Annotated in this window: 22 protein-coding genes; 13 read left to right on the forward strand and 9 right to left on the reverse strand. The window is 65.6% G+C overall.

What is annotated here, in order from left to right; genetic code table 11:
• Positions 1–176: 176 nt before the first annotated feature.
• Entirely contained in the window at positions 177–1247 is a 1071-nt protein-coding gene (locus LQG66_RS12225) for a glycosyltransferase family 4 protein (RefSeq protein WP_231326465.1), read from the forward strand.
• 48 nt (positions 1248–1295) lie between these two features.
• On the opposite strand, the gene LQG66_RS12230 is transcribed toward LQG66_RS12225, so the two are convergent.
• From LQG66_RS12230 to bioB, 5 genes are all read right to left on the reverse strand, one after another.
• The gene (locus tag LQG66_RS12230) at positions 1296–3239 is read right to left on the reverse strand and encodes an alkyl/aryl-sulfatase (protein WP_231326466.1); all 1944 of its coding nucleotides are present in this window, start codon (positions 3237–3239) and stop codon (positions 1296–1298) included.
• 86 nt (positions 3240–3325) lie between these two features.
• The gene (locus tag LQG66_RS12235; protein ID WP_231326467.1) at positions 3326–4591 is read right to left on the reverse strand and encodes an adenosylmethionine--8-amino-7-oxononanoate transaminase; all 1266 of its coding nucleotides are present in this window, start codon (positions 4589–4591) and stop codon (positions 3326–3328) included.
• A complete protein-coding gene (bioD, locus tag LQG66_RS12240; protein ID WP_231326468.1) occupies positions 4588–5220 on the reverse strand; it encodes a dethiobiotin synthase in 633 nt (210 codons plus the stop codon). The genes LQG66_RS12235 and bioD overlap by 4 nt, the downstream gene beginning before the upstream one ends.
• Positions 5202–6362, reverse strand: coding sequence for an 8-amino-7-oxononanoate synthase (locus LQG66_RS12245; protein WP_231326469.1), 1161 nt, complete (start codon positions 6360–6362; stop codon positions 5202–5204). Before LQG66_RS12245 ends, bioD begins: the two co-directional genes overlap by 19 nt.
• Positions 6363–6468: 106 nt before the next feature.
• Complete coding sequence (gene bioB / locus LQG66_RS12250) at positions 6469–7521, reverse strand: biotin synthase BioB (RefSeq protein ID WP_231326470.1); 1053 nt, start codon at positions 7519–7521, stop codon at positions 6469–6471.
• 122 nt (positions 7522–7643) lie between these two features.
• On the opposite strand from bioB, the gene LQG66_RS12255 reads away from it, so the two are divergent.
• Together LQG66_RS12255 and LQG66_RS12260 are read left to right on the forward strand one after the other, a co-directional pair.
• A complete protein-coding gene (locus LQG66_RS12255; protein WP_231326471.1) occupies positions 7644–8279 on the forward strand; it encodes a GntR family transcriptional regulator in 636 nt (211 codons plus the stop codon).
• A gap of 254 nt (positions 8280–8533) precedes the next feature.
• Entirely contained in the window at positions 8534–9532 is a 999-nt protein-coding gene (locus LQG66_RS12260; RefSeq protein ID WP_231326472.1) for a dienelactone hydrolase family protein, read from the forward strand.
• Positions 9533–9783: 251 nt separating this feature from the next.
• Here the strand turns inward: LQG66_RS12260 and LQG66_RS12265 are convergent, their stop codons facing one another.
• Positions 9784–10842, reverse strand: a complete 1059-nt coding sequence (locus LQG66_RS12265; RefSeq protein WP_231326473.1) for an isocitrate/isopropylmalate dehydrogenase family protein — start codon at positions 10840–10842, stop codon at positions 9784–9786.
• A gap of 181 nt (positions 10843–11023) precedes the next feature.
• Here LQG66_RS12265 and LQG66_RS12270 point away from each other — a divergent pair, with 181 nt between their 5' ends.
• The 8 genes from LQG66_RS12270 (at position 11024) to soxA (ending at position 18564) form a co-directional block, all read left to right on the forward strand.
• Positions 11024–12430, forward strand: coding sequence for an MFS transporter (locus tag LQG66_RS12270; RefSeq protein WP_231326474.1), 1407 nt, complete (start codon positions 11024–11026; stop codon positions 12428–12430).
• Between the two features lie 136 nt (positions 12431–12566).
• Positions 12567–13016: a (2Fe-2S)-binding protein gene (locus LQG66_RS12275; RefSeq protein WP_231326475.1), complete on the forward strand. Its 450-nt coding sequence runs from the start codon at positions 12567–12569 to the stop codon at positions 13014–13016.
• Positions 13017–13026: 10 nt separating this feature from the next.
• The gene (locus tag LQG66_RS12280; RefSeq protein WP_231326476.1) at positions 13027–15210 is read left to right on the forward strand and encodes a xanthine dehydrogenase family protein molybdopterin-binding subunit; all 2184 of its coding nucleotides are present in this window, start codon (positions 13027–13029) and stop codon (positions 15208–15210) included.
• Between the two features lie 55 nt (positions 15211–15265).
• Positions 15266–16543: an FCSD flavin-binding domain-containing protein gene (locus LQG66_RS12285; protein WP_231326477.1), complete on the forward strand. Its 1278-nt coding sequence runs from the start codon at positions 15266–15268 to the stop codon at positions 16541–16543.
• Positions 16527–16973 carry a sulfur oxidation c-type cytochrome SoxX gene (gene soxX / locus LQG66_RS12290; protein ID WP_231326478.1) on the forward strand — a complete coding sequence of 149 codons (447 nt, stop codon included), beginning with the start codon at positions 16527–16529 and terminating at the stop codon, positions 16971–16973. The genes LQG66_RS12285 and soxX overlap by 17 nt, the downstream gene beginning before the upstream one ends.
• A gap of 6 nt (positions 16974–16979) precedes the next feature.
• A complete protein-coding gene (locus LQG66_RS12295) occupies positions 16980–17468 on the forward strand; it encodes a SoxY-related AACIE arm protein (RefSeq protein WP_231326479.1) in 489 nt (162 codons plus the stop codon).
• Positions 17468–17788 carry a thiosulfate oxidation carrier complex protein SoxZ gene (soxZ, locus tag LQG66_RS12300; protein WP_231326480.1) on the forward strand — a complete coding sequence of 107 codons (321 nt, stop codon included), beginning with the start codon at positions 17468–17470 and terminating at the stop codon, positions 17786–17788. The genes LQG66_RS12295 and soxZ overlap by 1 nt, the downstream gene beginning before the upstream one ends.
• Positions 17788–18564: a sulfur oxidation c-type cytochrome SoxA gene (gene soxA / locus LQG66_RS12305; protein ID WP_231326481.1), complete on the forward strand. Its 777-nt coding sequence runs from the start codon at positions 17788–17790 to the stop codon at positions 18562–18564. Before soxZ ends, soxA begins: the two co-directional genes overlap by 1 nt.
• Positions 18565–18898: 334 nt before the next feature.
• Here the strand turns inward: soxA and LQG66_RS12310 are convergent, their stop codons facing one another.
• The gene (locus LQG66_RS12310; RefSeq protein ID WP_231326482.1) at positions 18899–19870 is read right to left on the reverse strand and encodes a LysR family transcriptional regulator; all 972 of its coding nucleotides are present in this window, start codon (positions 19868–19870) and stop codon (positions 18899–18901) included.
• 103 nt (positions 19871–19973) lie between these two features.
• Between LQG66_RS12310 and LQG66_RS12315 the strand changes: the two genes are divergently transcribed.
• Entirely contained in the window at positions 19974–20408 is a 435-nt protein-coding gene (locus tag LQG66_RS12315) for a DoxX family protein (protein WP_231326483.1), read from the forward strand.
• Between the two features lie 224 nt (positions 20409–20632).
• On the opposite strand, the gene LQG66_RS12320 is transcribed toward LQG66_RS12315, so the two are convergent.
• Together LQG66_RS12320 and LQG66_RS12325 are read right to left on the reverse strand one after the other, a co-directional pair.
• Positions 20633–22288, reverse strand: a complete 1656-nt coding sequence (locus tag LQG66_RS12320; RefSeq protein WP_231326484.1) for a regulator — start codon at positions 22286–22288, stop codon at positions 20633–20635.
• Positions 22289–22350: 62 nt separating this feature from the next.
• A complete protein-coding gene (locus LQG66_RS12325; RefSeq protein WP_231326485.1) occupies positions 22351–23031 on the reverse strand; it encodes a cysteine hydrolase family protein in 681 nt (226 codons plus the stop codon).
• A gap of 403 nt (positions 23032–23434) precedes the next feature.
• On the opposite strand from LQG66_RS12325, the gene LQG66_RS12330 reads away from it, so the two are divergent.
• Positions 23435–23923 (forward strand): CBS domain-containing protein, encoded by a 489-nt coding sequence (locus tag LQG66_RS12330; RefSeq protein ID WP_231326486.1) that lies wholly within the window; start codon positions 23435–23437, stop codon positions 23921–23923.
• Positions 23924–24035: the final 112 nt, after the last annotated feature.

The raw sequence follows: 24035 nt of genomic DNA on the forward strand, positions 1-24035 counted from the left end.
GCATTACGCGCAGGGTTGGAAGCATCAGATGGCATCAATGAGACATGGCTTGGAACGATGTGTCGAAGAAAGTGTCATCGGTGAAAGGAACTTCGCAGATGCGAGAACGTTCCCATCACGGTGTCGCCAGATCGAGGAGGAGCCTCTCTCCATGATCACATATAGGAGACGATGAGATGCGCATCGCGCAGGTTGCTCCCTTGACGGAGGCGGTGCCTCCCAAGCTCTACGGCGGGACCGAGCGAGTGGTCCACTGGTTGACTGAAGAGCTTGTCGCCCTCGGCCATGATGTCACCCTGTTTGCAAGCGGCGATTCCCAGACTTCCGCCCGACTATGCCCGACATGGCCGAAGGCATTGCGTCTCGATGGCTCAGTGCGCGATCCCAATGCGCTGCACATGGTCATGTTGGAGGGCGTTCGGCAGAAATGCGACGATGAAGCGTTCGATGCCCTCCACTTCCACCTCGACTATTACCCGTTCTCGCTGTTCTCTCGGCAACCCACGCCATTCCTGACCACGTTGCACGGCAGGCTCGATCTCCCGGAACACCAGCCGGTGTTCTCGATGTTCAAGGATGTTCCCGTCGTCTCGATCTCAGATGCGCAGCGACGCCCGGTGCCGAACGCCAACTGGGTCCGTACCGTGCTGCACGGTTTGCCCGAGAAGCTCCTCACGCCCAGGCCGGTGACGCCGAGCTATCTTGCCGTGCTCGGACGCATCGCGCCCGAGAAGGGTGTCGACCGCGCGATCAAGATCGCGATGCGTTGTGGCATTCCGCTGAAGATTGCAGCCAAGGTCGATCGCGCCGACCAGGACTATTACGACCAGCTGATCTATCCGCTGATCAATGGCAATCCGCTCGTCGAGTACATCGGCGAAATCGGCGACCACGAGAAGCCGGACTTCCTGTCCGGCGCACTCGGCCTGCTGCTGCCGATCGACTGGCCCGAACCGTTCGGTCTCGTCATGATCGAGGCGATGGCCTGCGGCACCCCCGTGATCGCCTATAATCGCGGCTCAGTCCCGGAAGTGATCGACGACGGCCTCACCGGCTTCATCGTCGAGGACGAGCTCAGCGCGGTGGCCGCCATCGGCCGCTTGCCCGATCTCAGCCGCGCCCGGGTGCGCGAGCAGTTCGAACGGCGCTTCACGGCGCGCCGCATGGCGCTCGACTATCTCGCTGCCTATCGCAGCCTGATCGAACGGGCCGAGCCGCGCATCAGGCTGGTCAGCAGCGCAGAGTAACGCCACGACGGCAGCGGAGGCCGGTGACAGGCCGACCTTCGCCTCACCTCATGTGATGGTGGCGCGCTTCGGTTCGACGATCGCGAACATGCGTGGAAACTCGTCCATCAGGGACATCAGCTCGGCGAGCCGCATCGGGTTGCCGATGAACGCGAGCTTTCCGGCTGCGACCGCTTCCGGAAAGGTCGTGAGCTTGGCGATGAGCTCATCGAGCGTCGAACGTGCCAGCGTGAAGCCGGCATCTGCGGTCGAGGCCTGCACGCCCGCGGCATAGGTCAACGCGCAATTCTGCAGGGTGAGCACGAAGCGCTCGTCGGTGTCGGTGAACGTCCAGTTCAGGACGATGTGCCTGCCCTCCGCCTTCGGCCCGTTCAACCGCACGCCCAGCACGTCCCACAACTGCTCCGTCCGCAGCGCCGCCAGAGTGTCGCGCGGCAGGCCCGGTCGGGGTGGAATTTCCGGCATGCCGTGGCGCAGCTCCTGCGCGCCGAACAGATAGGCGTTGCGCCAGGTCGCGCTCTCGGCGGCATAGCCGAGTTGCTCCAGCGTATCGGCCAGCAGCGCGCGCGCCGCGGCATTGTCCGGCTCGGCGAACACGAGATGGCCGACCACCTGCGCGACGAAGCGGAATTCGCCCCTTGCAAAATCCTCGCGCGCCCGCGCCAGCAATGCGTCGGCGCCGCCCATGTAGGCGACGTATTTGCGGCCCGCCTCGACGGGCGGCAGAGGATCGAGATTGACCGGATTGGCGTCATACCAGCCGAGATATTTCTGGTAGATCGCCTTCACATTATGCCGGATATGGCCGTAATAGCCGCGCGCGTGCCACGCGCCGTCAAGACTCCTTGGCAACGTGATCTGCTCGGCGATCTCGCTTGCCGTCAGGCCATGGTTCATCAGCCGCACGGTCTGGTCATGCGCGAACTTGTAGAGGTCGCGCTGCTCGCGGATCATCTGGTCGATCCGGCTCGCCCCCCACACCGGCCAATGGTGCTGGCCACACATGACCTCGGCCTTGCCGCCCCATAGCTGCAGCGCCTCACCGAGATATTTCGACCACGCCAGCGCGTCGCGCACGTCGGCGCCGCGGAACGGCAGCAGATTGTGAAAATTGTGCGTGCAGTTCTCGGCGAGGTTCAGGAGCCCGTAGCGCGGCACGAAGAAATGCATCTCCGCAGGCGCCTCGCTGTTGGGCGCCATCTGGAATTCGAAGCTCACGCCGTCGATCGTCCTGATATCGCCGGTCGCCATGATCAGGTCGGTCGGCCGCAGCAAGGCCACGCCGCCCGCCGCCATGGTCTTGCCGAGACCGCAATCGACATGCCCTTTCGGCCCTTTGGAGAGCAGCGGACCGAACTGATATTGCGCCCGACGCAACATCGCAGGACCGGCAATGATGTTCTCGGAGACCGCGTGCTCCATGAACAGGTTGGGCGCGATGAGCGGCACGCGGCCGCTGGCGACGGCGTCCTCATCGACCACCCCGAGCGCGCCGCCCCAATGATCGGTGTGGGTATGCGTGAACATGACGGCCGCGACGGGCCTCGCGCCGCGATGCTGAAAATAGAGATCGAGCGCAGCCCGCGCGCCCTCGATCGAGGTCAGCGTATCCACCACGATGACGCCCGTATCACCCTCGATCAAGGTCATGTTGGCGATGTCGAGCCCGCGGACCTGATAGACACCGGGGACCACCTCGAACAGACCATGATGCATGTTGAGCTTCGCCTGGCGCCACAGGCTCGGATTGACGGTTGGCGGCGCTTCCTCCGCATCGAGGAAGCCATAGGGCGCGAGGCTCCAGACGGTGCGCCCCTGCGCCGTCGCGACCATGGCCTGGTCGATGGTGCCGAGAAAGCCGCGCGCCGCGTCGTCGAAATCGGTCGTGTCGCCAAACGGCAAAGATCCGAGCAGGGCTTGCTGCGCCGCGATCACAGCCTCGGTGGCGTCCTTCGGCTCCTTGGAGCTGTTACCGCTGACCGGCGCGTTCATGGCTGCTTCCTCCCGCAACGAAATTTGCTGGAGCGATGCTAATGCGCGGGATCGTGGAGCGCAAATCGCCGGCAGACAACGAGCGATCAGACCACGTGATCGACGGCCTCATCGATCGCGGCATAGATCGTCTCGAGATCGCCGGCGGTGACGCAGTAAGGCGGCATGACATAGATCGTGTCGCCGAGCGGACGCAGCAGCACGTCGCTGCCACGGAAGAAGGCTTGCAGCTTGGGCCCGACCTCGGCGAGATAGCCGGGCTCGTCGGCGTGGAGATCGAGCGCCGTAATGGTGCCGCAGCGCCGCAGATCAGAAAATCGCTCGTCATATCGAAAGCGGGCAAGACAGCGCTCCTGGGATGCCGCGACCGAGGCGATCCGCGCCCGCGTCTCCGGCTGCCGCCAAAGCTCGAGATTGGCTCTCGCTGCCGCGCAGGCGATCGGATTGGCGGTATACGAGCTCGAGTGGAAGAACGTCCGCGTGCGGTCGCACGAATAATGCGCATCGAAGATCTCGGCACGGCACAGCGTCACGGCCAGCGGCATCGCCCCCCCGGTGAGGCCCTTCGCATAGCAGGCGATGTCGGGCACGACGTCCGCCTGCTCACAGGCGAACAGCGTTCCGGTCCGTCCCCAGCCCGTCATGACTTCGTCGGCGATGAACAGCACGCCAAACGCCGTGCAGATGCGACGCATCTCCGCCAGCACGGAAGCCGGATACATCAGCATGCCGCCGGCGCCGAGCACCAGCGGCTCGACGATGAAGGCCGCGGGCCGGTCTCTCTCGCAGGCTGCCGCGAGCGCATCGAGCGATGCCTGCTCCCGCCCCGGCGCCGGGAACGGAACCACGGCCACGTCGAACAGCAGCGGCTCATAGGCCGCATTGAACACGCCGCGCGCGCCGATCGACATCGCCCCGATGGTGTCGCCATGGTAGGAATGCTGCATCACGACGATGCGCGTGCGCGGCTCGCCGATGTTCCTGAAATAGCCGAGCGCCATCTTCAGCGCGACCTCGACGCTGGTCGATCCGCTGTCGGAGAAGAACACATGCGCGAGCCCGGGCGGTGCCAGTTCGAGCAATGCAGCGGCGACCTGCTCGGCCGGCTCATGGGTATGGCCGGCGAAGATGACCTGATCGAGTTGCTCCGCCTGCTCCTGGATGGCGCGCACGATGGGCGGATGGCAATGGCCATGCGTGACCACCCACCAGGACGCGATGGCGTCGATGATCCGCCGGCCATCCGCGGTATAGACATAGGCACCCTCGCCGCGGGCGATGGGCGTCATCTCGGGCTGCAGCGCATGCTGGGTGAAGGGGTGCCAGATCGGCGAGTCCGTCTTGCGCATCATCGGTCGAAGTCCGTCCGCCGGAATTGAGCTACGAAGGCCTGCTGCAGCGATCGCGCGGTCAGCGGTGACAGCCAGGGCAGCCGGCCCAGGCGCCTCACCCCGCCGAGACGGCAGATCGTCTCCTCGCTGTCGGGATTGGCGTCGCCGATGAAGGCGATGCCGAGCACGTCGATGCCGCGGCTGCGGAGAGCCTCGAGCGACAGCAGCGAGTGATTGATGGTGCCGAGACTCGTGCGCGCGCAGAGCACGACCGGGAATCGCCATCGCGTGAAGACGTCGAGATAGAGCGTGTCGGAATCGAGCGGCACCATGACGCCGCCGGCGCCCTCGATCACGACAGGTCTGCCACCGGCGTCGGGCGGATCGAGGCCAGGCGGATCGATACGGATGCCTTCCAGGCGCGCAGCGAGATGTGGCGAGGCCGGTTCGGCCAGCCGGTAAGCTTCGGGGATCACGCGGTCATCGGGGAGTTCGGCGAGTCGCTGGACGCGGCGAGAGTCCGTCTCCTCCGCAAGGCCGGCCTGGACCGGTTTCCAGTAGCAAGCGCCGAGCAGCGCGGTCAGGCCTGCGGCGAACACGGTCTTGCCGATCCCGGTATCGGTGCCGGTGACTACGATGCGCTGCGCCATGACCGTGCGGCTCCGATCTCGTCGACGAGCGCATCGAGCAGCGCCACGACCGCGGCCTCGTCGATATTCAAGGTCAGCGACAGCCTGAGCCGCGCCGTGCCGGCCGGCACCGTCGGCGGCCGGATGCCGCGGATGTCGAAGCCGCGCAGCTGCAGGGCGCTGGCGAGGCTCATCGCGCGCGCGTTGTCGCCGACGACGTAGGGAATGATCTGTGACGACGACCACGTCTCGCCGAAGCGCGCGACGATCTCGCGATGGGCAAAGGCCACGAGCTGCGTCAGCTTCTGCTGCCGCTCCGGCTCGTCCTGCAGGATCGCGAGCGCCTCCGTGACGGCCACCGCCATCAGCGGCGACGGCGCAGTCGCGAAGATGAAGGAGCGGCAGCGGTTGATCATGATGTCGCGCAGTACGTGGCTCGCCGTGACCAGCGCGCCGGCCGCACCCAGCGCCTTGCCGCAGGTATGAACGACCACGATGGTCTCGCGTCCCTCATAGCGCGCGGCAAGGCCACGGCCCTGCTCGCCACGCACGCCGGTCGCATGCGCCTCGTCGATCAATAAGAAAGCATCATGGCGGTCGGCCAGCGCGACCAGATCATCCAGCGGCGCGAGATCGCCATCCATGCTGTAGAGGCTTTCGACAACGATCCAGGGCCGGCCGACACCGCCGTCCCTCCGCCACGCCAGGATCGCGTCCTCAGCGGATTGCGGATCGTTATGCATGAACTGGCACATCTCGGCCCGGCCGGCACGCGCCCCCTCATGGGTGCTGGCGTGCACGAGCGCATCGAGCACCAGCAGGTCGTCGCGTTGCGGCAGCGTGGTGAGCACGGCGAAGTTCGCGATATAGCCACTGCCGAAAAACAGCGCGCTGTCAGCACCGAAGAATCGCGCCGCTTCCGCTTCCAGCCGCTCATGCTCCGCACAATTGCCGCGCAGCAGGCGCGAACCGCCTGCGCCGACCGGCGTGCCGGCCTCCATGGCTGCCGCGACGGCGTGCTTGATGCGCGGCGCCTGGGCCAGACCAAGATAGTCGTTGGAGGAGAAATCCAGACCGAACCTTGGACTGAGCCGCCGCAGCCGATCATCGGCCGCGAGACTCTGGAGACCGTCGGCATAGATCGCCAATCGCTCGGACGACATGGGCAGGGCTCCGCTCTCGTTCGGTCAGCCGAACGCGTGGACGGGCACGACGGGCGGAGCGCGGTGGTGGCGACCGTCGCGTCGTGATCCCGACGGGGTGATCGAATCAGGCCAGGGACGAAGCGTCCGCGATCCCGCTCGCACCAGACGGTGCGCCCGAACGCGCCGACAATGACGACGTCATGCCGAGGCGCGCGAGCAGATCGGCATCGCGGTCGGCTTGCGGATTGGCCGTGGTCAACAGCACGTCGCCGATGAAGATCGAATTGGCGCCGGCGAGCAGGCACAGGCTCTGCAGCTCGTCGCTCATGTATTGCCGGCCTGCGGACAGGCGGACCACGCTGGCCGGCATCATGATCCTGGACACCGCGATCAATCGCACCAGTGCAATCGGATCAGGTCGCGCGGCGGTGTCGTTGACCGGAACGCCCTGGACCTCGTTCCACAGATTGATCGGGACGCTGTCGGGATGCTCATCGAGGTTGGCCAGCAGCACCAGCATGCCGAGCCGGTCGTCCACCTCCTCACCCATGCCGACGATGCCGCCGCAGCACACCTTGATGCCGGCGTCACGGACATGCGCGAGCGTGTCGATGCGATCCTGCAAGGTCCGGGTGGTGATGATGCGGTCGTAGAACTCGGGCGAGGTGTCGACATTGTGGTTGTAGAAGTCGAGCCCGGCCTGCTTGAGCCGCTGCGCCTGCGGCGGGGTCAGCATCCCCAGCGTGACGCAGGTTTCCATTCCCAGGTCCTTCACCGCGCTCACCATGTCGCAGACCTGATCGAGATCGCGCTCCCGGGGGCTGCGCCACGCAGCCGCCATGCAGAAACGCTCGGCCCCCGCCGCCTTCGCCCGCCGTGCAGTGGCGACCACAACGTCGCGATCCATCAGTTTCGTCGCCTTGAGACCCGTGTCGTAATGCGCGCTCTGCGAGCAGTAGCCGCAATCCTCCGGACAGCCGCCGGTCTTGATGCTGAGCAGGCTCGCTGTCTCCAGGCGCGTGGGATCGAAGTGCCGGCGATGCACCGACTGGGCGAGGAACATCAGGTCGGGGAACGGCAGGCCGTACAACGCTTCCGCCTGGTCTCTGGTCCAATCATGGCGGACAGCTTTGCCCTGCTCCGCTTGATCAGACGACGCACCGCTCACATCAACCATGCCCACGCTCCACACAAAATTATAGATTTTCATAGATATTATCTATGAAATCTCTGTATTTGAGCACCGTAGGTGAGGATCGCTTCCGCTGCATTGGTTTTTTCAATAGATAATCTATCGCCATGCAGGACGAAAATCTCACGACAGCCCACCGGATCGCGGACGCGATCACCGCACGCATCATCAGTGGCGAACTTCTGCCGGATGCCCCGCTGCGGCAGGACCACATCGCGCGCGAGTTCAACTCCAGCCACGTGCCGGTGCGCGAAGCGTTCCGGCACCTCGAGGCGCTCTATCTCGTGGTCGCGGCGCCGCGGCGCGGCGTCCGGGTGGCGCCGCTGGATGCGAAATCGACCAAGGAGATCGTCGAGATGCGCACAGCGCTCGAGGTCATCGCGCTGCGCAATGCCGCACCGCGCTACACGCCGGCGCATCTCGCCGCGATCGAGCTCGCGCTGATCGAGGCCGACAATGCCGAGACCATCCAGGAGTTCGAGACCGCGAACCGCGCCTTTCATCGCGCGCTGGTCACGCCTTGCGCGATGCCGCGATTGCTGGCGAGCCTCGACGGATTGCGGCTGGCCAACTCACGGCTGGTGCTGACGATGGCGCGCAACGCCGGCTGGCGCCCCCGCACCAATCAGGACCACCGGCTGATCCTGCAGGCGCTGCGCGCGCGGCAGATCGGGCAGGCCTGCGAGCTGCTGACCCGTCACAACCAGACGATCGAGCGCCTGGCGCTGCCGGGCGGCTCGTAGCTCTGCGCAGAGGATCTGACGGTTAGCTTGGGCGCACTGCTGTCCCCCGAACGTCCGGGGGCCAGTCTGCTTTGAGTGGACCGCATGGGCCGTGCGCTACCGTGACATGAATTTGATTTGATGGCCGGTGTGCCCCAGATAGCTGCCGACTTGCCGCACCACGAAATCTCGCCGAATTTGGGCCAACAACAGACGTAGCTTTCGCAGAGGCGGCCGGGTAGTTTTGCTCCGTCAAGGCGAAGCGAAGGCCTCCGATGTACCGGATCTTATGCTTAGCAGTAGCAGCGTTCCTGTACGGAATGGCGGCCGGACTTTCCCAGCCGCCACAGGCAGGCACAACCACAATCACGTTTCAGTCGGCCACCTACGGCGACATGCGCCAGCTTTTAGCGCGAGAGGCTACTACCGGTCGGGTGACGATCAAGGCCACCCTCGTTCTTCCCGAACAGGTGAAGGACCAGTACCCTGCCATCGTCGTGGTACACACGCTCGCCGGCTATCGCGATGCAAACGAAGGTTATGTGGCCGCCGAATTGCGCAAGGCAGGCTTCGCGACATTGACTTATGACAGTTTTGCCGCGCGCGGAACCACGGGCGCAGCCCTGCAGGGATCACCAGGATATCTGCCGATTGGCGTTGCGGACGCATACGCCGCACTGCGCTTTCTTTCCGGCGACAGTCGGATCGACGCTGGGCACATTGCGATCATTGGGTTCTCGTATGGCGCTGAAGTGGCCCATCTTGCGGCGATGGAGCCACTGCGATCGGCGCTCAATCCCGGACCGGAGCGGTTTGTCGCCCACGTCGCATTTTATCCCGGAGGCACTTTTGGCGCGATTGCCAATCCGGGCGCCTATACCGGCTCCCCGATCCTGATGCTGCTTGGCGACAAGGACGACAATCTTCCGCTGACAAAGGTCCACAGTTACCTCGCCTACGCGCGCGCCGCCGGGGCGCCAACTCCGATCCAGACCGTAATCTATCCGGGCGCCTACCACGCATGGACGGTCCCCGACCTCACTACTGCTCGCTTCTACCCGGACCTCGTCAGCACAAAAAAATGTCCGCTCCTCCTATTGGGACCGAATCGGCCGGCCTTGCTGATCGACGGAGAGCCGAAGCCATTCGATCCAGCCGCCTTTGGAGCCTGCCTTGCCGCAGCGCCCGGCTATTCGATGGGATTTGACGCGGCGGTTCGCGCCCAGTCGATCGCTGATACGATTTCCTTCCTTCAACGAACCCTGCGGCCGTAGCGCCAGCGTCGTCCCTGCAAATTCAAACGTCACGACGCCCGCTTAGGGTCACGAGCTGCCTTCCCGAAGGCGTTAGCGCCACGGCCACTATACCCTCAGATAGCTGCCGACTTGCTGTGCCGCGCAAGTTGGTGGACTCGGGTCGCGCCCGCTTGTGCGCTTTGGCGCCTCATTTTAGCTGACACATGCAAGGCAGTCCGCTCGGAAAACCGTCAGCCCCTCTGTTCAGAGGTCCTAGCCTCCGTCGACGCTCACGCTTGCAGCCGCGCCGTGATCGCAGCTGCGGCCTCGGCAGTGCCGAGCGAACCACCGATATCCTGCGTGGACTGGCCTTGCCCGATCGCGTCAGCAACAGCGGCTTCGATGGCGGCGGCCGCCGAGACGAAGCGCGGCTGACGGGTGCGCGTGCCGTGCCAGTCCAGAAGCAGCGCCGCCGACAGGATCAACGACACCGGATTGGCGATGCCTCGTCCGGCGATGTCCGGCGCGGAGCCGTGCGCAGCCTGCGCCATCGCATGGTCAGCGCCCATGTTGAGCGCGCCACCGAGCCCGAGGCTGCCGGATAGCTCGGCCGTCAGATCGGAGAGGATGTCGCCGAACATGTTGGTGGTGACCAGCACGTCGAAACGGCCGGGCTCGCGCACCACATGCGCCATGGCGGCATCGACCAGCACCTCGTCGACCGCGAGCTCGGGATAGCGCGAGGCCGTCGCTTTGCAAATGTCGAGGAACATGCCGTCGCCCATCCTGAGCACATTGGCCTTGTGCACGATGGTCAGATGTTTGCGCCGTTTCATCGCGAGCTGGCATGCGACCTCGGCGATGCGCTCGCAGCACGGCCGCGTGATCCGCCGCATCGAGATCACGACATCGGGGGTCACGCGCAGCTCGGCATTGCCCTCCTCCATGTTGCGGTCGGCATAGAAGCCCTCGGTGTTCTCGCGCACGACGACGAGATCGAAATCGCCGACCCGGTTGGTCCGTCCCGGATAGGTGCGCGCGGGGCGGATGTTGGCGAACAGATCGAGGCTCTTGCGGAAATGCCGCGATGGATTGATCTCGCCGCGCGCCTCGTCCTTGAAGTCGAAGGTCGCCGTCGGTCCGAGGATCAGGCCGTCAGCGGCCTTCACGAGACCAAGCAGGTCCGGCCGCACGGTGGTGCCGAACCGTGCCAGGCTCGCGTGACCTACCGCATGCTCGTCGAGCACGAGGCCGAGCTGGAACTGCTCGGACGCGGCGCGCAGCACCTGCGATGTCGCCGTCGTGATTTCCGGTCCGATGCCGTCTCCCGGCAGAACGACAACATGCATGGCGGCTCCCTCACCTCGCGACGACGATGCGCCCGTTTCAGCATGACGGCACCGGCGCTGTCACCCCGGTTGTTGAGCCTGCCGCCGTGCACGCATGCGCCCATGCGCGCGAAATGGCTGGGGCGCTCGCCCGGTCCCGTGTACATCCTCAACCGGACGCACCCGCCAACCGAAGGTCTCCATGTCCAGCCGCAAACACGCTCCAAAGCTCGCGATGGCCAGCGACGGCTCCGCCGACGGACTGCCGCCGCGACAGCGGCCATGGGCGATTGCCGCGATCTTCACGGCACTCTCCATGGCTTCGCTCGATGTCGCCATTGCCAACATCGCGCTGCCGTCGATCTCGGCCGATCTGCACGTCTCGCCGGCCGAGGTGGTCTGGGTCGTCAACATCTACCAGATCGCATTGGTCGCAACGCTGCTGCCGCTCGGCGCGCTCGGCGAGATCGTCGGCCACCAGCGCATCTATCTCGGCGGCCTGCTGCTGTTCACGCTGGCCTCGGTCGGTTGTGCGCTGGCCTGGTCGCTGCCGACGCTCGTCGTCGCCCGCGCGCTTCAGGGCCTCGGCGCCAGCGGCATCATGAGCGTCAACACCGCGCTGGTGCGCTATGTCTATCCCGGCAAGATGCTCGGCCGCGGTCTCGGCCACAATGCGCTGGTGGTCGGCATCTCCTTCACCTTCGGACCGACGATTGCTTCCGCCATTCTCTCGCTCGGCGCGTGGCCGTGGCTGTTCGCGATCAATCTTCCGTTTGGCGTCATCGCCATCCTGATCGGCATGAAGATGCTGCCGCGCACGCCGCGCGCTGATCACGGCTTCGACTTCCTCGGCGCCGGGCTCGCCGCGCTATGCCTAGGGCTCTTCATCACCGGCATCGGCAGCGCCGCCCACGGCGCGACGCCGCCGACGGTCGTAGCCGAACTGGTCGGTGCTCTCGTGCTCGGCGTCATTCTCACCCGGCGCCAGGCCGATCATCCGGCACCGATGCTGCCGATCGACCTGTTCCGCCGCGGCGTGTTCGCGCTGTCGGCGGCGACCGCGGTGTGTTCCTTCTCCGTGCAGGGCCTCGGCTTCGTCTCCCTGCCCTTCTACTTCGAGGACATATTGCAGCGCTCGCAGGTCGAGACCGGGTTCTTCATGACGCCCTGGCCGCTCGCAGTCACGATCATGGCGCCGATCGCCGGCCGGCTGTCGGACCGCTTTCCCGCCGGCCTGCTCGGCGGCATCGGCCTCGTGATGCTCGGAACCGGCATGGCGCTGCTGGCGCTGCTGCCGGACAACCCCAGCATTGCGAACATCGTCTGGCGCATGCTGATCTGCGGCATCGGGTTCGGCTTCTTCCAGGCGCCGAATATGAAGGCCATCATGTCAAGCGCACCGCCGCATCGCAGCGGCGGGGCCAGCGGCATCGTCGCGACCGCGCGGCTGACGGGACAGACCACGGGGGCGGCGTTGGCCGCACTCTGCTTCAGCCTTGCGGGGCGCGACGGGGCGACCTTGGCGCTGGCACTCGGCGCGGGCTTCGCCGCGCTCGGCAGCGTCATGAGCTTCCTGCGGCTGGCGGTTGCACCTCCGCGCGGCTCGTAAGGTCGAGCAACCAACAACCCCAGGCCATCACGAATCTTCCGAGCCGCAAACGCATATTCTTGATTTGAACGATTCCATCGTTCGCGCCAGAGTGGGCCCTCAGTTCAACTGGCGAGTTGAACGAAAGGGATCTGCGATGGCAAACCTGACGATTAACGGCAAAGTCTATAATCTCGACGTCGAAGCCGACACGCCGCTGCTGTGGGCGATCCGCGAGAACGCCGGATTGACCGGCACCAAATACGGCTGCGGCATTGCACAATGCGGCGCCTGCACCGTGCATCTCGACGGCGTCGCCGTCCGCTCCTGCGGCATCACCGTGTCCGAGGCGGTGGGCAAGCAGATCACGACCATCGAAGGGCTGGCGAGCGAGAGCGGCCTGCACAAGGTGCAGCAGGCCTGGCTGGAAAACGACGTTCCGCAATGCGGCTATTGCCAGAGCGGCATGATCATGGCCGTCACCGCGCTGCTGAAGGACAATCCGAAGCCGAGCGATCAGGACATCAACGACGCCATCACCAACATCTGCCGCTGTGGAACCTTCGCGCAGGTGCGCGAGGCGATCCACGCCGCCGCCAACGCCTGAGGAGCTCAGCATGAACCAGCATGTGACGCCGCGCCTCAACCGCCGTTCCTTCGTCATCGGCACCGCCGCGCTCGGCGGCGGCCTGGCGCTTGGTCTCGACATCCCCTTCGGCGGCCCGCAGATCGTGCGCGCCGCGGATGGCTCCCCCGAGGTCAACGCATGGGTCGTGATCCGGCCCGACGACACTGTCGTGATCCGCGTCGCCCGCTCCGAGATGGGCCAGGGCACCCTGACGGGTCTCGCCCAGCTCGTGGCCGAGGAGCTCGCCTGCGACTGGAGCAAGGTGACGACTGAATATCCGACGCCCGGCCAGAACGTCGCGCGCAAGCGCGTCTGGGGCGACTTCTCCACCGGCGGCAGCCGCGGCATCCGCAGCTCGCAGGACTACGTGCGCAAGGGCGGCGCCGCCGCGCGCATGATGCTGATCCAGGCCGCCGCCGATCAATGGAAGGTGCCATCAGCCGAATGCACCGCCGCCAACAGCGTCATCACGCACAAGGCGTCGGCCCGCACCACGACCTACGGCAAGGTCGCCGAGGCCGCCGCCAAGCTGACGCCGCCTGTCGACGTCAAGCTGAAGGATCCGAAGGACTGGACCCTGATCGGCAAGGGCGTCAAGCGGCTCGACACCGCCGACAAGGTCACCGGCGCGATGATCTACGGCGCCGACGTCACGCTGCCGAACATGCTCAACGCCGCGATCAAGGATTGTCCGGTCACCGGCGGCAAGCTGAAGAGCTATGACGAGGCCAAGATCGCCGGCATGAAGGGCGTCAAGAAGGTGGTGCCGGTCGGGGCCACCGCCGTCGCTGTGATCGCCGACACCTGGTGGCACGCGAAGACGGCGCTCGACGCGCTGCCGATCGTCTGGGACGAAGGCGACAACGCCAAGGTCTCCTCGGCGTCGATCGGAAAATGGCTGGCGGAAGGATTGGAGTCCGGGCCGGCCTATGTCGGCAACGAGAACGGCGACGCCAAGGCTGCGCTCGGAAACGCGGTGAAGAAGGTCGAGGCGGTCTACAACTATCCGTACCAGAACCACGCCACCATGGAGCCGATGAACGCGACGGCGGTCTACACCGCGGATCGCTGCGAGGTGTGGTGCGGCACGCAGAACGGCGAAGCGGCATTCGCCGCCGTGCTCGAAGCCTCAGGCCTGCCGGCGGAGAAGTGCGAGGTCCACAAGCTGATCCTCGGCGGCGGCTTCGGCCGGCGCGGCCAGACCGACTATGTCCGCCAGGCGGTGCTGATCGCCAGGGAGATGCCGGGCACGCCGGTCAAGCTGATCTGGTCGCGCGAGGAGGACATGACGCATGGCCGCTATCACCCGATCACGCAGTGCAAGCTGACCGGCGGCTTCGACGCCGACAACAACCTGACAGCGCTGCACATGCGGATCTCCGGCCAGTCGATCCTGTTCAGCCTGCGGCCCGATGCGCTCGTCAACGGCAAGGATCCGGCGACCTTCCAGGGACTCGGCGCGACCGGCGAGGCCACGATCGGCTACTCCGTGCCCAACCTCCTGATTGAGCATTCGATGCGCAACCCGCATATCAATCCGGGCTTCTGGCGCGGCGTCAACGTGAACCAGAACGCGATCTATCTCGAATGCTTCATGGATGAGCTCGCCGACGCGGCCGGCCAGGATCCGCTGGAGTTCCGACGCAAGCTGATGGCCGATCATCCGAAGCATCTCGCGGTGCTCAATGCCGTGGCGGAGAAGATCGGCTGGGGTACGCCCGCCCCCGAAGGCGTGCATCGCGGGCTGGCGCAGCTCCACGGCTATGGCAGCTATGTCGCCGGCGCCGCCGAGATCTCGGTGGTCGACGGCACCAAGATCAAGATCCACCGCATCGTCGCCTCCACCGATCCGGGCTACGTCGTCAACCCGGCGCAGGTGGAACGGCAGATCGCCGGCTCGTTCGTCTACGGGCTGTCGGCGCTGTTCTACGGCGGCTGCACCGTCAAGGACGGGCGCATCGAGCAGACCAACTTCGACACCTACAATTCGATGCGCATCAACGAGATGCCGAAGGTGGAAGCGATCATGATCCCGAGCGGCGGATTCTGGGGCGGCGTCGGCGAGCCGACCATCGGCGTCGCAGCGCCTGCGGTGCTGAATGCATATTTCGCCGCGACGGGAAAACGCATCCGCTCAGTGCCGCTGCGCGACCAGAACATCACCTTTGCATGAGACAAGTGGCGGCAGGCGTTCGGAACAAAGCCTGCCGCCATGCACTTCTGAAACAATGATGATTGCCCGGCAGCGAACGCGCAGAGAGGTCGGCGGCCTGATCGCGGCGACGGCGGCCATGATCGCCGCGCCTGCTGTGCTGCGCGCGCAAGGCGCGGCGCGCGTCGTCGTGATCGGCGGCGGCTTCGGCGGCGCCAGCTGCGCCCGCGCGCTGCGCCAGGCCGATGGCAGGCTCGACGTCACGCTGGTCGAGGCCAACAAGACGTTCACCTCATGTCCCCTGAGCAACGAGGTCATCGCCGGTCTGCGCGACATCAGTGCCCAGCAATTCGGCTACGACCGGGTCGCCAGCGAAGGCGTGCGCGTCATCCTGCAGGCCGCCACCGCGATCGACGCGCCGGGGCACAAAGTGACGCTCGCCGACGGCGCCACGCTGTCCTACGACCGTCTCGTGCTCGCACCGGGCATCGAAATCGATTTCACCGCCCTGCAAGGCTACGACGAGGCCGCATCTGCTGTCATGCCGCACGCCTACAAGGCCGGCGAGCAGACTTTGCTGCTGCGCCGGCAGATCGAGGCGATGCCGGACGGCGGCACGGTCGCGATCGCGGTGCCGGCCAATCCGTCACGCTGCCCGCCGGCGCCCTATGAGCGCGCCAGCCTGATCGCGCATTATCTGAAGACGCACAAGCCGAAGTCGAAGGTGCTGATCCTCGACGCCAAGGACACCTTCTCGCAGCAGAAGCTGTTCGAGCAGGCGTGGCAGCAGCTCTATGACGGCATGATCGAGCGCATCCCGCTGTCGCAGGGCGGCCGCGTCACCGCCGTTGACGTCGCGACGCGCGCCGTCGTCACCGAGTTCGGCAACTACAATCCCGATGTCGCCAACATCATCCCGCCGCAGAAGGCCGGCCGCATCGCGGCACTGGCCGGTGCTGCCGACCGTACCGGCTGGTGTCCGATCGATGCGTCGAGCTTTGCCTCGAAGCTGGTCCCGGACATTCATGTCATCGGCGATGCCTGTCTCGGCGGCGGCATCCCGAAATCGGCCGGCGCCGCGCAAGCCCAAGGCAAAGTCTGTGCGGCCGTGATCGCGCGTGACCTGACCGGACGGCCATCCGAGCCGCCGCCACTGACCGGAATCTGCTACAGCATCGTCGCGCCGGACTACGCGTTCTCGCTGGCAGGCGTCTATCAGCCCAAGGGAGACATCTTCACCGAGGTCGAGGGCGGCCGGACCAGCCCGGTCGACGCGCCGCGCACAACGCGCGCGACGGAGGCGGAGGCCGCGACGGCCTGGTTCAAGGCGCTGACCCATGATGCCTTCGGCTAACCGGCTCATCGCCGTGATCATCACCGCCCTGCCCGCTGCCGCCGTGGCGCAGACGCTTGCGCCGCATACGATCACCGGGGACGGCATCACGGACTCGCTGACCGGCCAAGCCGGCGACGCGGCACGGGGCCGCGCGCTGGTGATCGACCGCAGCGCGACCTGCATCCTCTGTCATTCCGGTCCGTTTCCGGAGGTGCGCTTCCCGGGCGATCTCGCGCCGAGTCTCGCCGGTGCCGGGAGCCGATCCAGCCCCGCGCAACTGCGGCTACGGCTGGTCGATGCGAGCCGGCTCAATCCGGCGACGATCATGCCGTCCTATTATCGCGTCGACGGGCTGACGCGTGTCGGGCGGGCTTGGCGCGACAAGCCCATCCTGTCAGCCGAGCAGATCGAAGACATCGTCGCCTATCTTGCGACGTTGCGTGAGTAAGACCCGATGAGCCGCATGTTCGAACCGACACACATCTCGCGCCGCCACCTGCTGCAGCTTGCCGGAACGCTCGCCGGCGCCAGCGCGCTGCCGCTCGTCACCGTCCGGCGCGCGCAAGCCACCCCGGCGATGCTGGCTTCCGCGATCCGAAACCTCGTCGGCGAAGCCAATGTGCTGACAGGCAAGGTCAGACTCGACATCCCGCCGCTGGTCGAGAACGGCAACACGGTGCCGATGACGGTCAGCGTCGATCACCCGATGACGACAGAGAGCTACGTCAAGAGCATCCACGTCTTCAACGAGAAGAACCCGCAGCCGAACATTGCGAACTTCCATCTGACGCCGCAGGCCGGCCGCGCGCAGGTCGCCACCCGCATCCGGCTCGCCGATACGCAGAAGGTGGTCGCCATCGCAAAGCTCTCCGACGGCTCGTTCTGGTCTGTCAGCGTCGACGTCATCGTGACGCTCGCCGCCTGCACCGAGGAGATGCCGTGATGGCCGCAGCCCTGGTCAATGTTCCCGCGAAAGCGAAACGCGGCGCCGTCATCGAAATCAAGACGCTGATGAGCCATGTCATGGAGCCGGGCTACCGCCACACCGCGGCCGGCGAGGTGGTGCCACGCGACATCGTCACCAGCTTCACCTGCAAGTTCAACGGCAGCGAGATCTTCCGCGCCGACCTGTTCCCCGCTGTCGCCGCCAACCCGTTCCTGTCGTTCTTCACCACGGCCAGCGAGAGCGGCCGGTTCGAGCTCGAATGGATCGGCGACAACGGCTTCGTGGCGAACGCCTCGGCTGTCATCACGGTCGAATGATGCGACGGAACGCCCTGCTCGCGATCGCAGCGTTGCTGGTGGCCCTGCCCATCAGCGCGTCGGAGATTGCGCCGGATCAGCGCCGCTCCGGATACAGCTTCATGTCATCGGACACGAAGGCGATGCAGGATGACGACACCGCCAATCCGGCGATGCTGTCGGTGCTCGACGGCGAGACGCTGTGGACGGCGAAGACCGGTGCGGCGGAGAAATCCTGCAGCGATTGCCATGGCGACGCGGCCATGAGCATGAAGGGCGTGGCCGCGCACTATCCGGCGTTCGACGCCATCAGCGGCGTGCCGGTCGATCTCGGCCAGCGCGTCAATCTCTGCCGCAAGCAGCATCAGCAGGCCGATCCATTCGCGCCCGACAGCCGCGAGATGCTGGCGCTGACGGCACTCATCACGAAGCAGTCGCGTGACACGCCGATCACGGCTGGCGACGATCCGCGGCTCGCACCATCAGTCGCGCGCGGGCGTGAGCTGTTCCTGCAGCGGCAGGGCCAGCTCAATCTCGCCTGTACCAACTGCCACGACGACAATTGGGACAAGCACCTCGCGGGCTCGGCGATCACGCAAGGACAGCCGACCGGCTATCCGATCTACCGGCTGGAATGGCAGGCGATGGGTTCCTTGCAGCGGCGCATCCGCGGCTGCATGACCGGCGTGCGCGCCCAGGCCTTGGATTTCGATGCGCCCGACATGATCGCGCTGGAGCTCTACCTGATGTCGCGCGCTCGCGGCATGCCGATGGAGGCGCCGGCGGTGCGGCCGTGAGCGGGCCCGACTAAATCATGATGCGATGAAGTTCGGTTGGCGCGGCACGGCGGATCAATTCGCTGCCTGAGCGCACTCTCTCCACTCGTCATTCCGGGGCGCGCGTAGCGCGAGCCCGGAATCCATAACCACGAGCCGTCATTTGGCGAAGATAAGCGCCATGCGCAGCCTCGGTCCTCACAACCACCTGTGGTTATGGATTCCGGGCTCATTCGCGCTGCTTCAAAATGGCTTCGCCATTTTGCGCGCGAATGCCCCGGAATGACGGCGTGGGGTGTCGGGAGCGGCGAGCGAAAAACTGAAATCAGTTCAGCCCAGACTCATTCCGCACGCCCTAAGACCTCAGCCTCAGCCTCAGCCTCCGCCCCTTCCTTGCGCCCGCTGCCGTCGCGTCGATCGCCGGCGTCGGGCCGTCCGAGGCCTGCTTCATCAGCGGGTCATCGGCGATGAAATCGATGAAGGTGCGGACCTTGGCCGAGAGATATTTGCGGCTGGGATAGACCGCCATCAGCGGCGCCCTGATCGTCAGCGCCTCCGGCAGCACCGTCTCGAGTCGTCCCGCGGCGAGGTCGTCGGCCATCAGCCATCGCGGCAGCACCGCCATACCCATGCCGGCGACAGCGGCATGGTGCAGCAGCGTCTCGTTGCCGCTGATCAGCACGTCCTTGAAGGCCAGCACCACCTCGCCCTCCGGACCGGGCAACGTGACCGCCCGGAGAGGATACAACGCGTATTTGAGCATCGCATGGCCGTTGAGATCGGCGACCGCCTTGGGCCGCCCAGCCGCGTCAAGATAGCTCGGCGCAGCAACGAGCTGCATCAGGACCTGTGCAAGCGGCCGCGCGATCAGTCCGTCACCGGGCGCCGCCGAGACCCGGAGCGCCAGATCGAAACCCTCCTCGATCAGATTGACCAGCCGGCCGCTGAGGTCGATGTCGAGCACGACGTCGGGATGGCGCGTGCGATAGGCCGCGAGCACGCCGGCAAACAACGGGTTCGCGAACCACACGGGCACACTGACCTTCAGGATGCCGCGCGGAATCACAGTCGCCTTGCTGACCACCGCCTCGACGTCGTCGAGCGTGTCGAGCATCTGCCGCACCTGCTCGAAATAAACGACACCGGCCTCGGTGAGGCTGACCCGGCGGCTGGTCCGGTTGAGCAGCCGCGTCGATAGCCGCTGTTCGAGCTGCATGACGTGCTTGGACGCCATGGCGGGCGAAAGCCCGAGCCGCCCGGCCGCGGCCGCAAAGCTCTTGAGCTCGGCGACCTGGCAAAACACCCGGATACCGACCAGCGTGTCCATCCGTCATAAACCCCTGGGAAATGATGCTTCAACCAGAAGCGTAATGATCAAATGAGAAGAAATCACCAATGTCGGGACAGAGTCACATTCCCGGAGAGTCCCCATGTCCGCCACCACTACGACCGATCTCGCCCCGCTGCCGCCCGCGCTCGGCTGGCGCATCGGGCTCTGGATCACGCAAGCCGTGATCTTCCTGGGCTTCGGCTCGGCTGGTTTGATGAAGCTGTTCACGCCGATCCCGCAGCTCGCGGCCATGATGCCGTGGGCCGGCGAATATTCCGAATGGTTCGTGCGCCTGATCGGCTTGATCGATCTCGCCGGCGCACTCGGCATCCTCTTGCCGTCGCTGACCCGCATCAAGCCGGGCCTCACCGTGTTTGCAGCGCTCGGTTGCGCCACCCTGCAGGTGTTCGCGATGGCCTTCCACATCTCGCGCGGCGAGACGATGGTGGTGCCCGTCAACCTGGTGCTGCTGGCGCTGTCGCTGTTCGTGCTGTGGGGCCGCAGCAGCAAGGCTCCGATCACGCCGCGGAGCTGAGAGACACCGTTCGGCGGAGGATGGCATCCCCATCCTCCGCATCTTTCCCGCGCGACGAGGGTGCCGGCGACGAGTGACCCGACGACAGATCGCTCGCGGCGCGGCTTCCTGGCGGGCGCGACGGCCCTCGGCGCGCGGGCGCCGGCATCGTCCCGCCGTCTGACGCTCAAAAGCAGAACCGGCGGACGAGGCCGCCGGTTCTGATCGTCAGGATGGATGTGAGACTACTCCGCCGGAGCCGCATGCATGTCCGCTTCCGGGACGTAGCTCTCCGACATCCCGAGCCGTCCCAGCGCAAACAGTCCGCCCGCGACCACGACATAGGCCAGCGCTACCGCAGGCGTGACGCCGAAGCCGCCGCCGATGCCGACGGCTTCACCGTGCATGAAGCCGAAATAGGTCATCACAGCGCCGGCGAGTGCGAAGGCGGCCGCCTTGGCGAAGTCGCGTTCGATCACGAACACGCCGATCGCGCCGAGCACGAGGCCGGCCAGGATCGAGCCGCCACCCATCACCTCCAGCCCGTGATAGAGCACGCCCTGCTGCGGCAAGGACGCGATGGCAGCCGACTTGACCGCATCGACCTTGTCCGCGGCAAGACCGCCGACGGTTTGCGCCGCTGATATGGTCGATCCCAGCATGGTGTCGATCTGCAGCTTGCCCCACGCCGCCAGATGCGGCGTGAACGCCAGCACGATCGCGGGGGCATGCTTGACCGGCGTGGTCTGGAACGCCTGCGCGCCGATCAGCATGCCGATGTAGAGCAGGATCGGCGAGATCGCGACCACCGGCACCAGCGCCAGCAGCACCGAGATGATGCCGAACCACGACAGCACCACCACCATGAGGCCCGTCGCGGCGGAATAGCCGATGCGACCGCCCATCGCCTTCCAGCCGGGATGGCCGATATAGACCGCGTTGATGAAGGGGTTGCCCATCATGCAGCCGATCAGGCTGACGACGCCGTCGGCGGTCAGCACCCGCGTGGTCGGATATTCGTCGCCGGCGGCTTCCGCGCTCTCGACATTGTCCATGGCCTCGACGAGGTCGTAGATGCCGAACGGAATGGCCGTCACCAGAATGATGCCGAGATATTCGAAGCCGGAGAACACCGTGCCCACGGCCGGCAGCGGCACCGAGAAGCCGAAGCTGGCAAAGGCATCACCGACGCCCTTGACGCTGAGACCGCCGAGGCCGAGGCCGAACAGGTTCGAGCCCCAGGCGATGATCATGCCGACCGCGATGGCGACGAGCCCCGCCGGCAGACCCTTCGGATATTTCACGCCGCCGAACCAGCTGACCAGGATGATCGCGAAGCACACCAGGCCGATCTGCGGCGTCATGTACATCTCGAGCGCCGGCCGCATCGAGATGAAGGTCACGGAGACGCCCGCGAGCGTGCCGAGCAGCGCCGCGCGCGGCGTGATCTTGCGGATATAGGGCGCGATGAAGCCGCCGATCATCAGGATGAAGCTCTGGAAGAACACCCAGACCAGGCCGGCCGACCAGCCCTTCAGCGGATCACCCGTCTTGAGCGTGATCGGCAGCATGATCACGAAGGTGACGATGAACATGTGCGGGACGCTGACGCCCGACGGCAGCGCGCAGACGTCGGTGCGCCCGGTCCTCTGTGCGAGTCGATAGGCGAGAAACGCGTAGTAGAACGTCGACAGGCACATCATCAGGCCGAGCGCCGGCAGGATGCGACCGAACACAAGGCTGTCGGGCATCTTCAGGACGAAGCGCAACAGCCCGGTGAGGACGAGCATGTTGACGAGAATGTTGGTGCCGAAACCGAAAAATGCGTTCCAGTCTCCGGGTGTCCAGAGCACCGGCTTGAAATCCGCCTTGACCGAGCTTGCCGTCCCGCTTCCGCTCATCGCCTTGCTCCCCTTGTGACTAAGCGTTCAACGTCTCCGAACTCACGACTAAGAACTCACGACTAAGAACTCATGGCCTCGAGAACCGCGGCGGATGGCGCAACCCAGCCGAAAATGCCGCCCTGGGCCTTGATCATCCTCAGGCCCATCTCGTGGAATTCCGGGAAGTAGGACGCGCAGCCGTCTGATATGACGACGCAGCGATAGCCGCGGTCGTTGGCCTCGCGCACCGTGGTGTTGACGCAGACCTCGGTGGTCACGCCGCACACCAGCAGGTTTTCGATCCCGTGCGTCTTCAGCACGTCGCCGAGCTCGGTGGCGTAGAACGCGCCCTTGCCCGGCTTGTCGATCACGACCTCGCCGTCGATGGGATAGAGCGCGGGAATGATGTCATGCCCGGGCTCGCCGCGGATCAGGATGCGCCCCATCGGGCCGGGATCGCCGATGCGCAAGCTCGGCGCGCCGCGCTCGACCTTGGCCGGCGGCGCGTCGGACAGATCCGGCTCGTGGCCCTCGCGCGTGTGCACGACGAGCATGCCCATCCTGCGGGCTGTTGCCAGCACTTTCGCGATTGGCTCGACGGCGCGCGCGAGCTGCGACACGTCATTGCCGAGCGTCTCGCCGAAGCCGCCGGGCTCCATGAAGTCGCGCTGCATGTCGATGATGACCAGCGCGGTTGCGGACCAGTCGAGCGCGATCGGCTCCGGCTCGGCCCTGATTTCCGCCGCAGGTGAGTTCGCCATGGCCACCGCTTGCCTCCCCGCGAGAATGCGTCGCAACAGACAAAGCAAGCGCTATGCCATTGTGTACAATCGCCGGCCACGCCCCCGGCCGGACGAAGTCAGAACTAATTCAATGACTTGAAAGGGCGGCTTACAACTGCCCGGTCGCTGGGCAGCGGACTTCTCGAAGGAAGCGGCTCATTTCTTGGGCGGCCAATGCATGCAACGCTCGCGCTGCTGCGCATCCATGCGCCGCCGTTCAAGGCTAGTTGGCCTCGCCCCAGCGATTTCTGCTATCGGCCCGAAGCCGATGTTTCGAGAAACGTCCGCCGATCTCTGCTTTTGACCCTCAACCGACTTCGGTCAACGGGCAGGCGCACTGCATCGGCGTGCTGGCGAGGCAAGATATTTCGACTATGCTTCAATGCGGACCATCAAGGCGGGGCAGGACAGGACGGAGAGGAGATCGATGAGCACAGTAAGAAGCGCTCTGGCCCAGAAGAGTGGTGCCCTGATCCATGTTCGTTCCGGCGACATGGTCGTCGAAGCCTTGCGCCAGATGCGCGACAACCGGGTCCGGTCGGTGCTGGTCATCGACGACGACGCGCTGGTCGGTATCGTGACCCAGGGTGACTGCGCCATCAAAGTGCTGCTGCCCGGGCTCGATGCGAAGCAGACGCCGGTGGGCCAAGTGATGACGCGCGACCCGGTGACGGTCAAGCCGGACCACCCGCTGGACGGTTGCATGGCGATGATGGCTCAGCGCAGTTTTCGCCATCTGCCAGTGCTGGACGCGGGCAAGGTCGTGGGCGTGATCTCGATCGGAGACGTCGTCAAGAACATCATCCGGGATTTGGAGCACAACGTGGACGACCTGATGGGCTACATCATGAAGGACGGCCCCGGGGGCTGACAGACGAACCGCGGTGCCGTCGCCCCCCCACGTATGTCTGCTTCTGGCCCCGTTACCAACCCGGCCGCCGGCTCGCGGCGAGGTCTGCTTCTGATGCTTAACCGGAAGCAGG

The organism is Bradyrhizobium ontarionense (assembly GCF_021088345.1).
Taxonomy (GTDB): Bacteria; Pseudomonadota; Alphaproteobacteria; order Rhizobiales; family Xanthobacteraceae; genus Bradyrhizobium; species Bradyrhizobium ontarionense.

Excerpts from the sequence above, each read along its gene's own strand:
- LQG66_RS12225 (WP_231326465.1), top strand. The coding sequence starts at position 177 with ATGCGCATCGCGCAGGTTGCTCCCTTGACGGAGGCGGTGCCTCCCAAG.
- LQG66_RS12230 (WP_231326466.1), bottom strand. The coding sequence starts at position 3,239 with ATGAACGCGCCGGTCAGCGGTAACAGCTCCAAGGAGCCGAAGGACGCC.
- LQG66_RS12235 (WP_231326467.1), bottom strand. The coding sequence starts at position 4,591 with ATGATGCGCAAGACGGACTCGCCGATCTGGCACCCCTTCACCCAGCAT.
- bioD (WP_231326468.1), bottom strand. The coding sequence starts at position 5,220 with ATGGCGCAGCGCATCGTAGTCACCGGCACCGATACCGGGATCGGCAAG.
- LQG66_RS12245 (WP_231326469.1), bottom strand. The coding sequence starts at position 6,362 with ATGTCGTCCGAGCGATTGGCGATCTATGCCGACGGTCTCCAGAGTCTC.
- bioB (WP_231326470.1), bottom strand. The coding sequence starts at position 7,521 with ATGGTTGATGTGAGCGGTGCGTCGTCTGATCAAGCGGAGCAGGGCAAA.
- LQG66_RS12255 (WP_231326471.1), top strand. The coding sequence starts at position 7,644 with ATGCAGGACGAAAATCTCACGACAGCCCACCGGATCGCGGACGCGATC.
- LQG66_RS12260 (WP_231326472.1), top strand. The coding sequence starts at position 8,534 with ATGTACCGGATCTTATGCTTAGCAGTAGCAGCGTTCCTGTACGGAATG.
- LQG66_RS12265 (WP_231326473.1), bottom strand. The coding sequence starts at position 10,842 with ATGCATGTTGTCGTTCTGCCGGGAGACGGCATCGGACCGGAAATCACG.
- LQG66_RS12270 (WP_231326474.1), top strand. The coding sequence starts at position 11,024 with ATGTCCAGCCGCAAACACGCTCCAAAGCTCGCGATGGCCAGCGACGGC.
- LQG66_RS12275 (WP_231326475.1), top strand. The coding sequence starts at position 12,567 with ATGGCAAACCTGACGATTAACGGCAAAGTCTATAATCTCGACGTCGAA.
- LQG66_RS12280 (WP_231326476.1), top strand. The coding sequence starts at position 13,027 with ATGAACCAGCATGTGACGCCGCGCCTCAACCGCCGTTCCTTCGTCATC.
- LQG66_RS12285 (WP_231326477.1), top strand. The coding sequence starts at position 15,266 with ATGATGATTGCCCGGCAGCGAACGCGCAGAGAGGTCGGCGGCCTGATC.
- soxX (WP_231326478.1), top strand. The coding sequence starts at position 16,527 with ATGATGCCTTCGGCTAACCGGCTCATCGCCGTGATCATCACCGCCCTG.
- LQG66_RS12295 (WP_231326479.1), top strand. The coding sequence starts at position 16,980 with ATGAGCCGCATGTTCGAACCGACACACATCTCGCGCCGCCACCTGCTG.
- soxZ (WP_231326480.1), top strand. The coding sequence starts at position 17,468 with ATGGCCGCAGCCCTGGTCAATGTTCCCGCGAAAGCGAAACGCGGCGCC.
- soxA (WP_231326481.1), top strand. The coding sequence starts at position 17,788 with ATGCGACGGAACGCCCTGCTCGCGATCGCAGCGTTGCTGGTGGCCCTG.
- LQG66_RS12310 (WP_231326482.1), bottom strand. The coding sequence starts at position 19,870 with ATGGACACGCTGGTCGGTATCCGGGTGTTTTGCCAGGTCGCCGAGCTC.
- LQG66_RS12315 (WP_231326483.1), top strand. The coding sequence starts at position 19,974 with ATGTCCGCCACCACTACGACCGATCTCGCCCCGCTGCCGCCCGCGCTC.
- LQG66_RS12320 (WP_231326484.1), bottom strand. The coding sequence starts at position 22,288 with ATGAGCGGAAGCGGGACGGCAAGCTCGGTCAAGGCGGATTTCAAGCCG.
- LQG66_RS12325 (WP_231326485.1), bottom strand. The coding sequence starts at position 23,031 with ATGGCGAACTCACCTGCGGCGGAAATCAGGGCCGAGCCGGAGCCGATC.
- LQG66_RS12330 (WP_231326486.1), top strand. The coding sequence starts at position 23,435 with ATGCGGACCATCAAGGCGGGGCAGGACAGGACGGAGAGGAGATCGATG.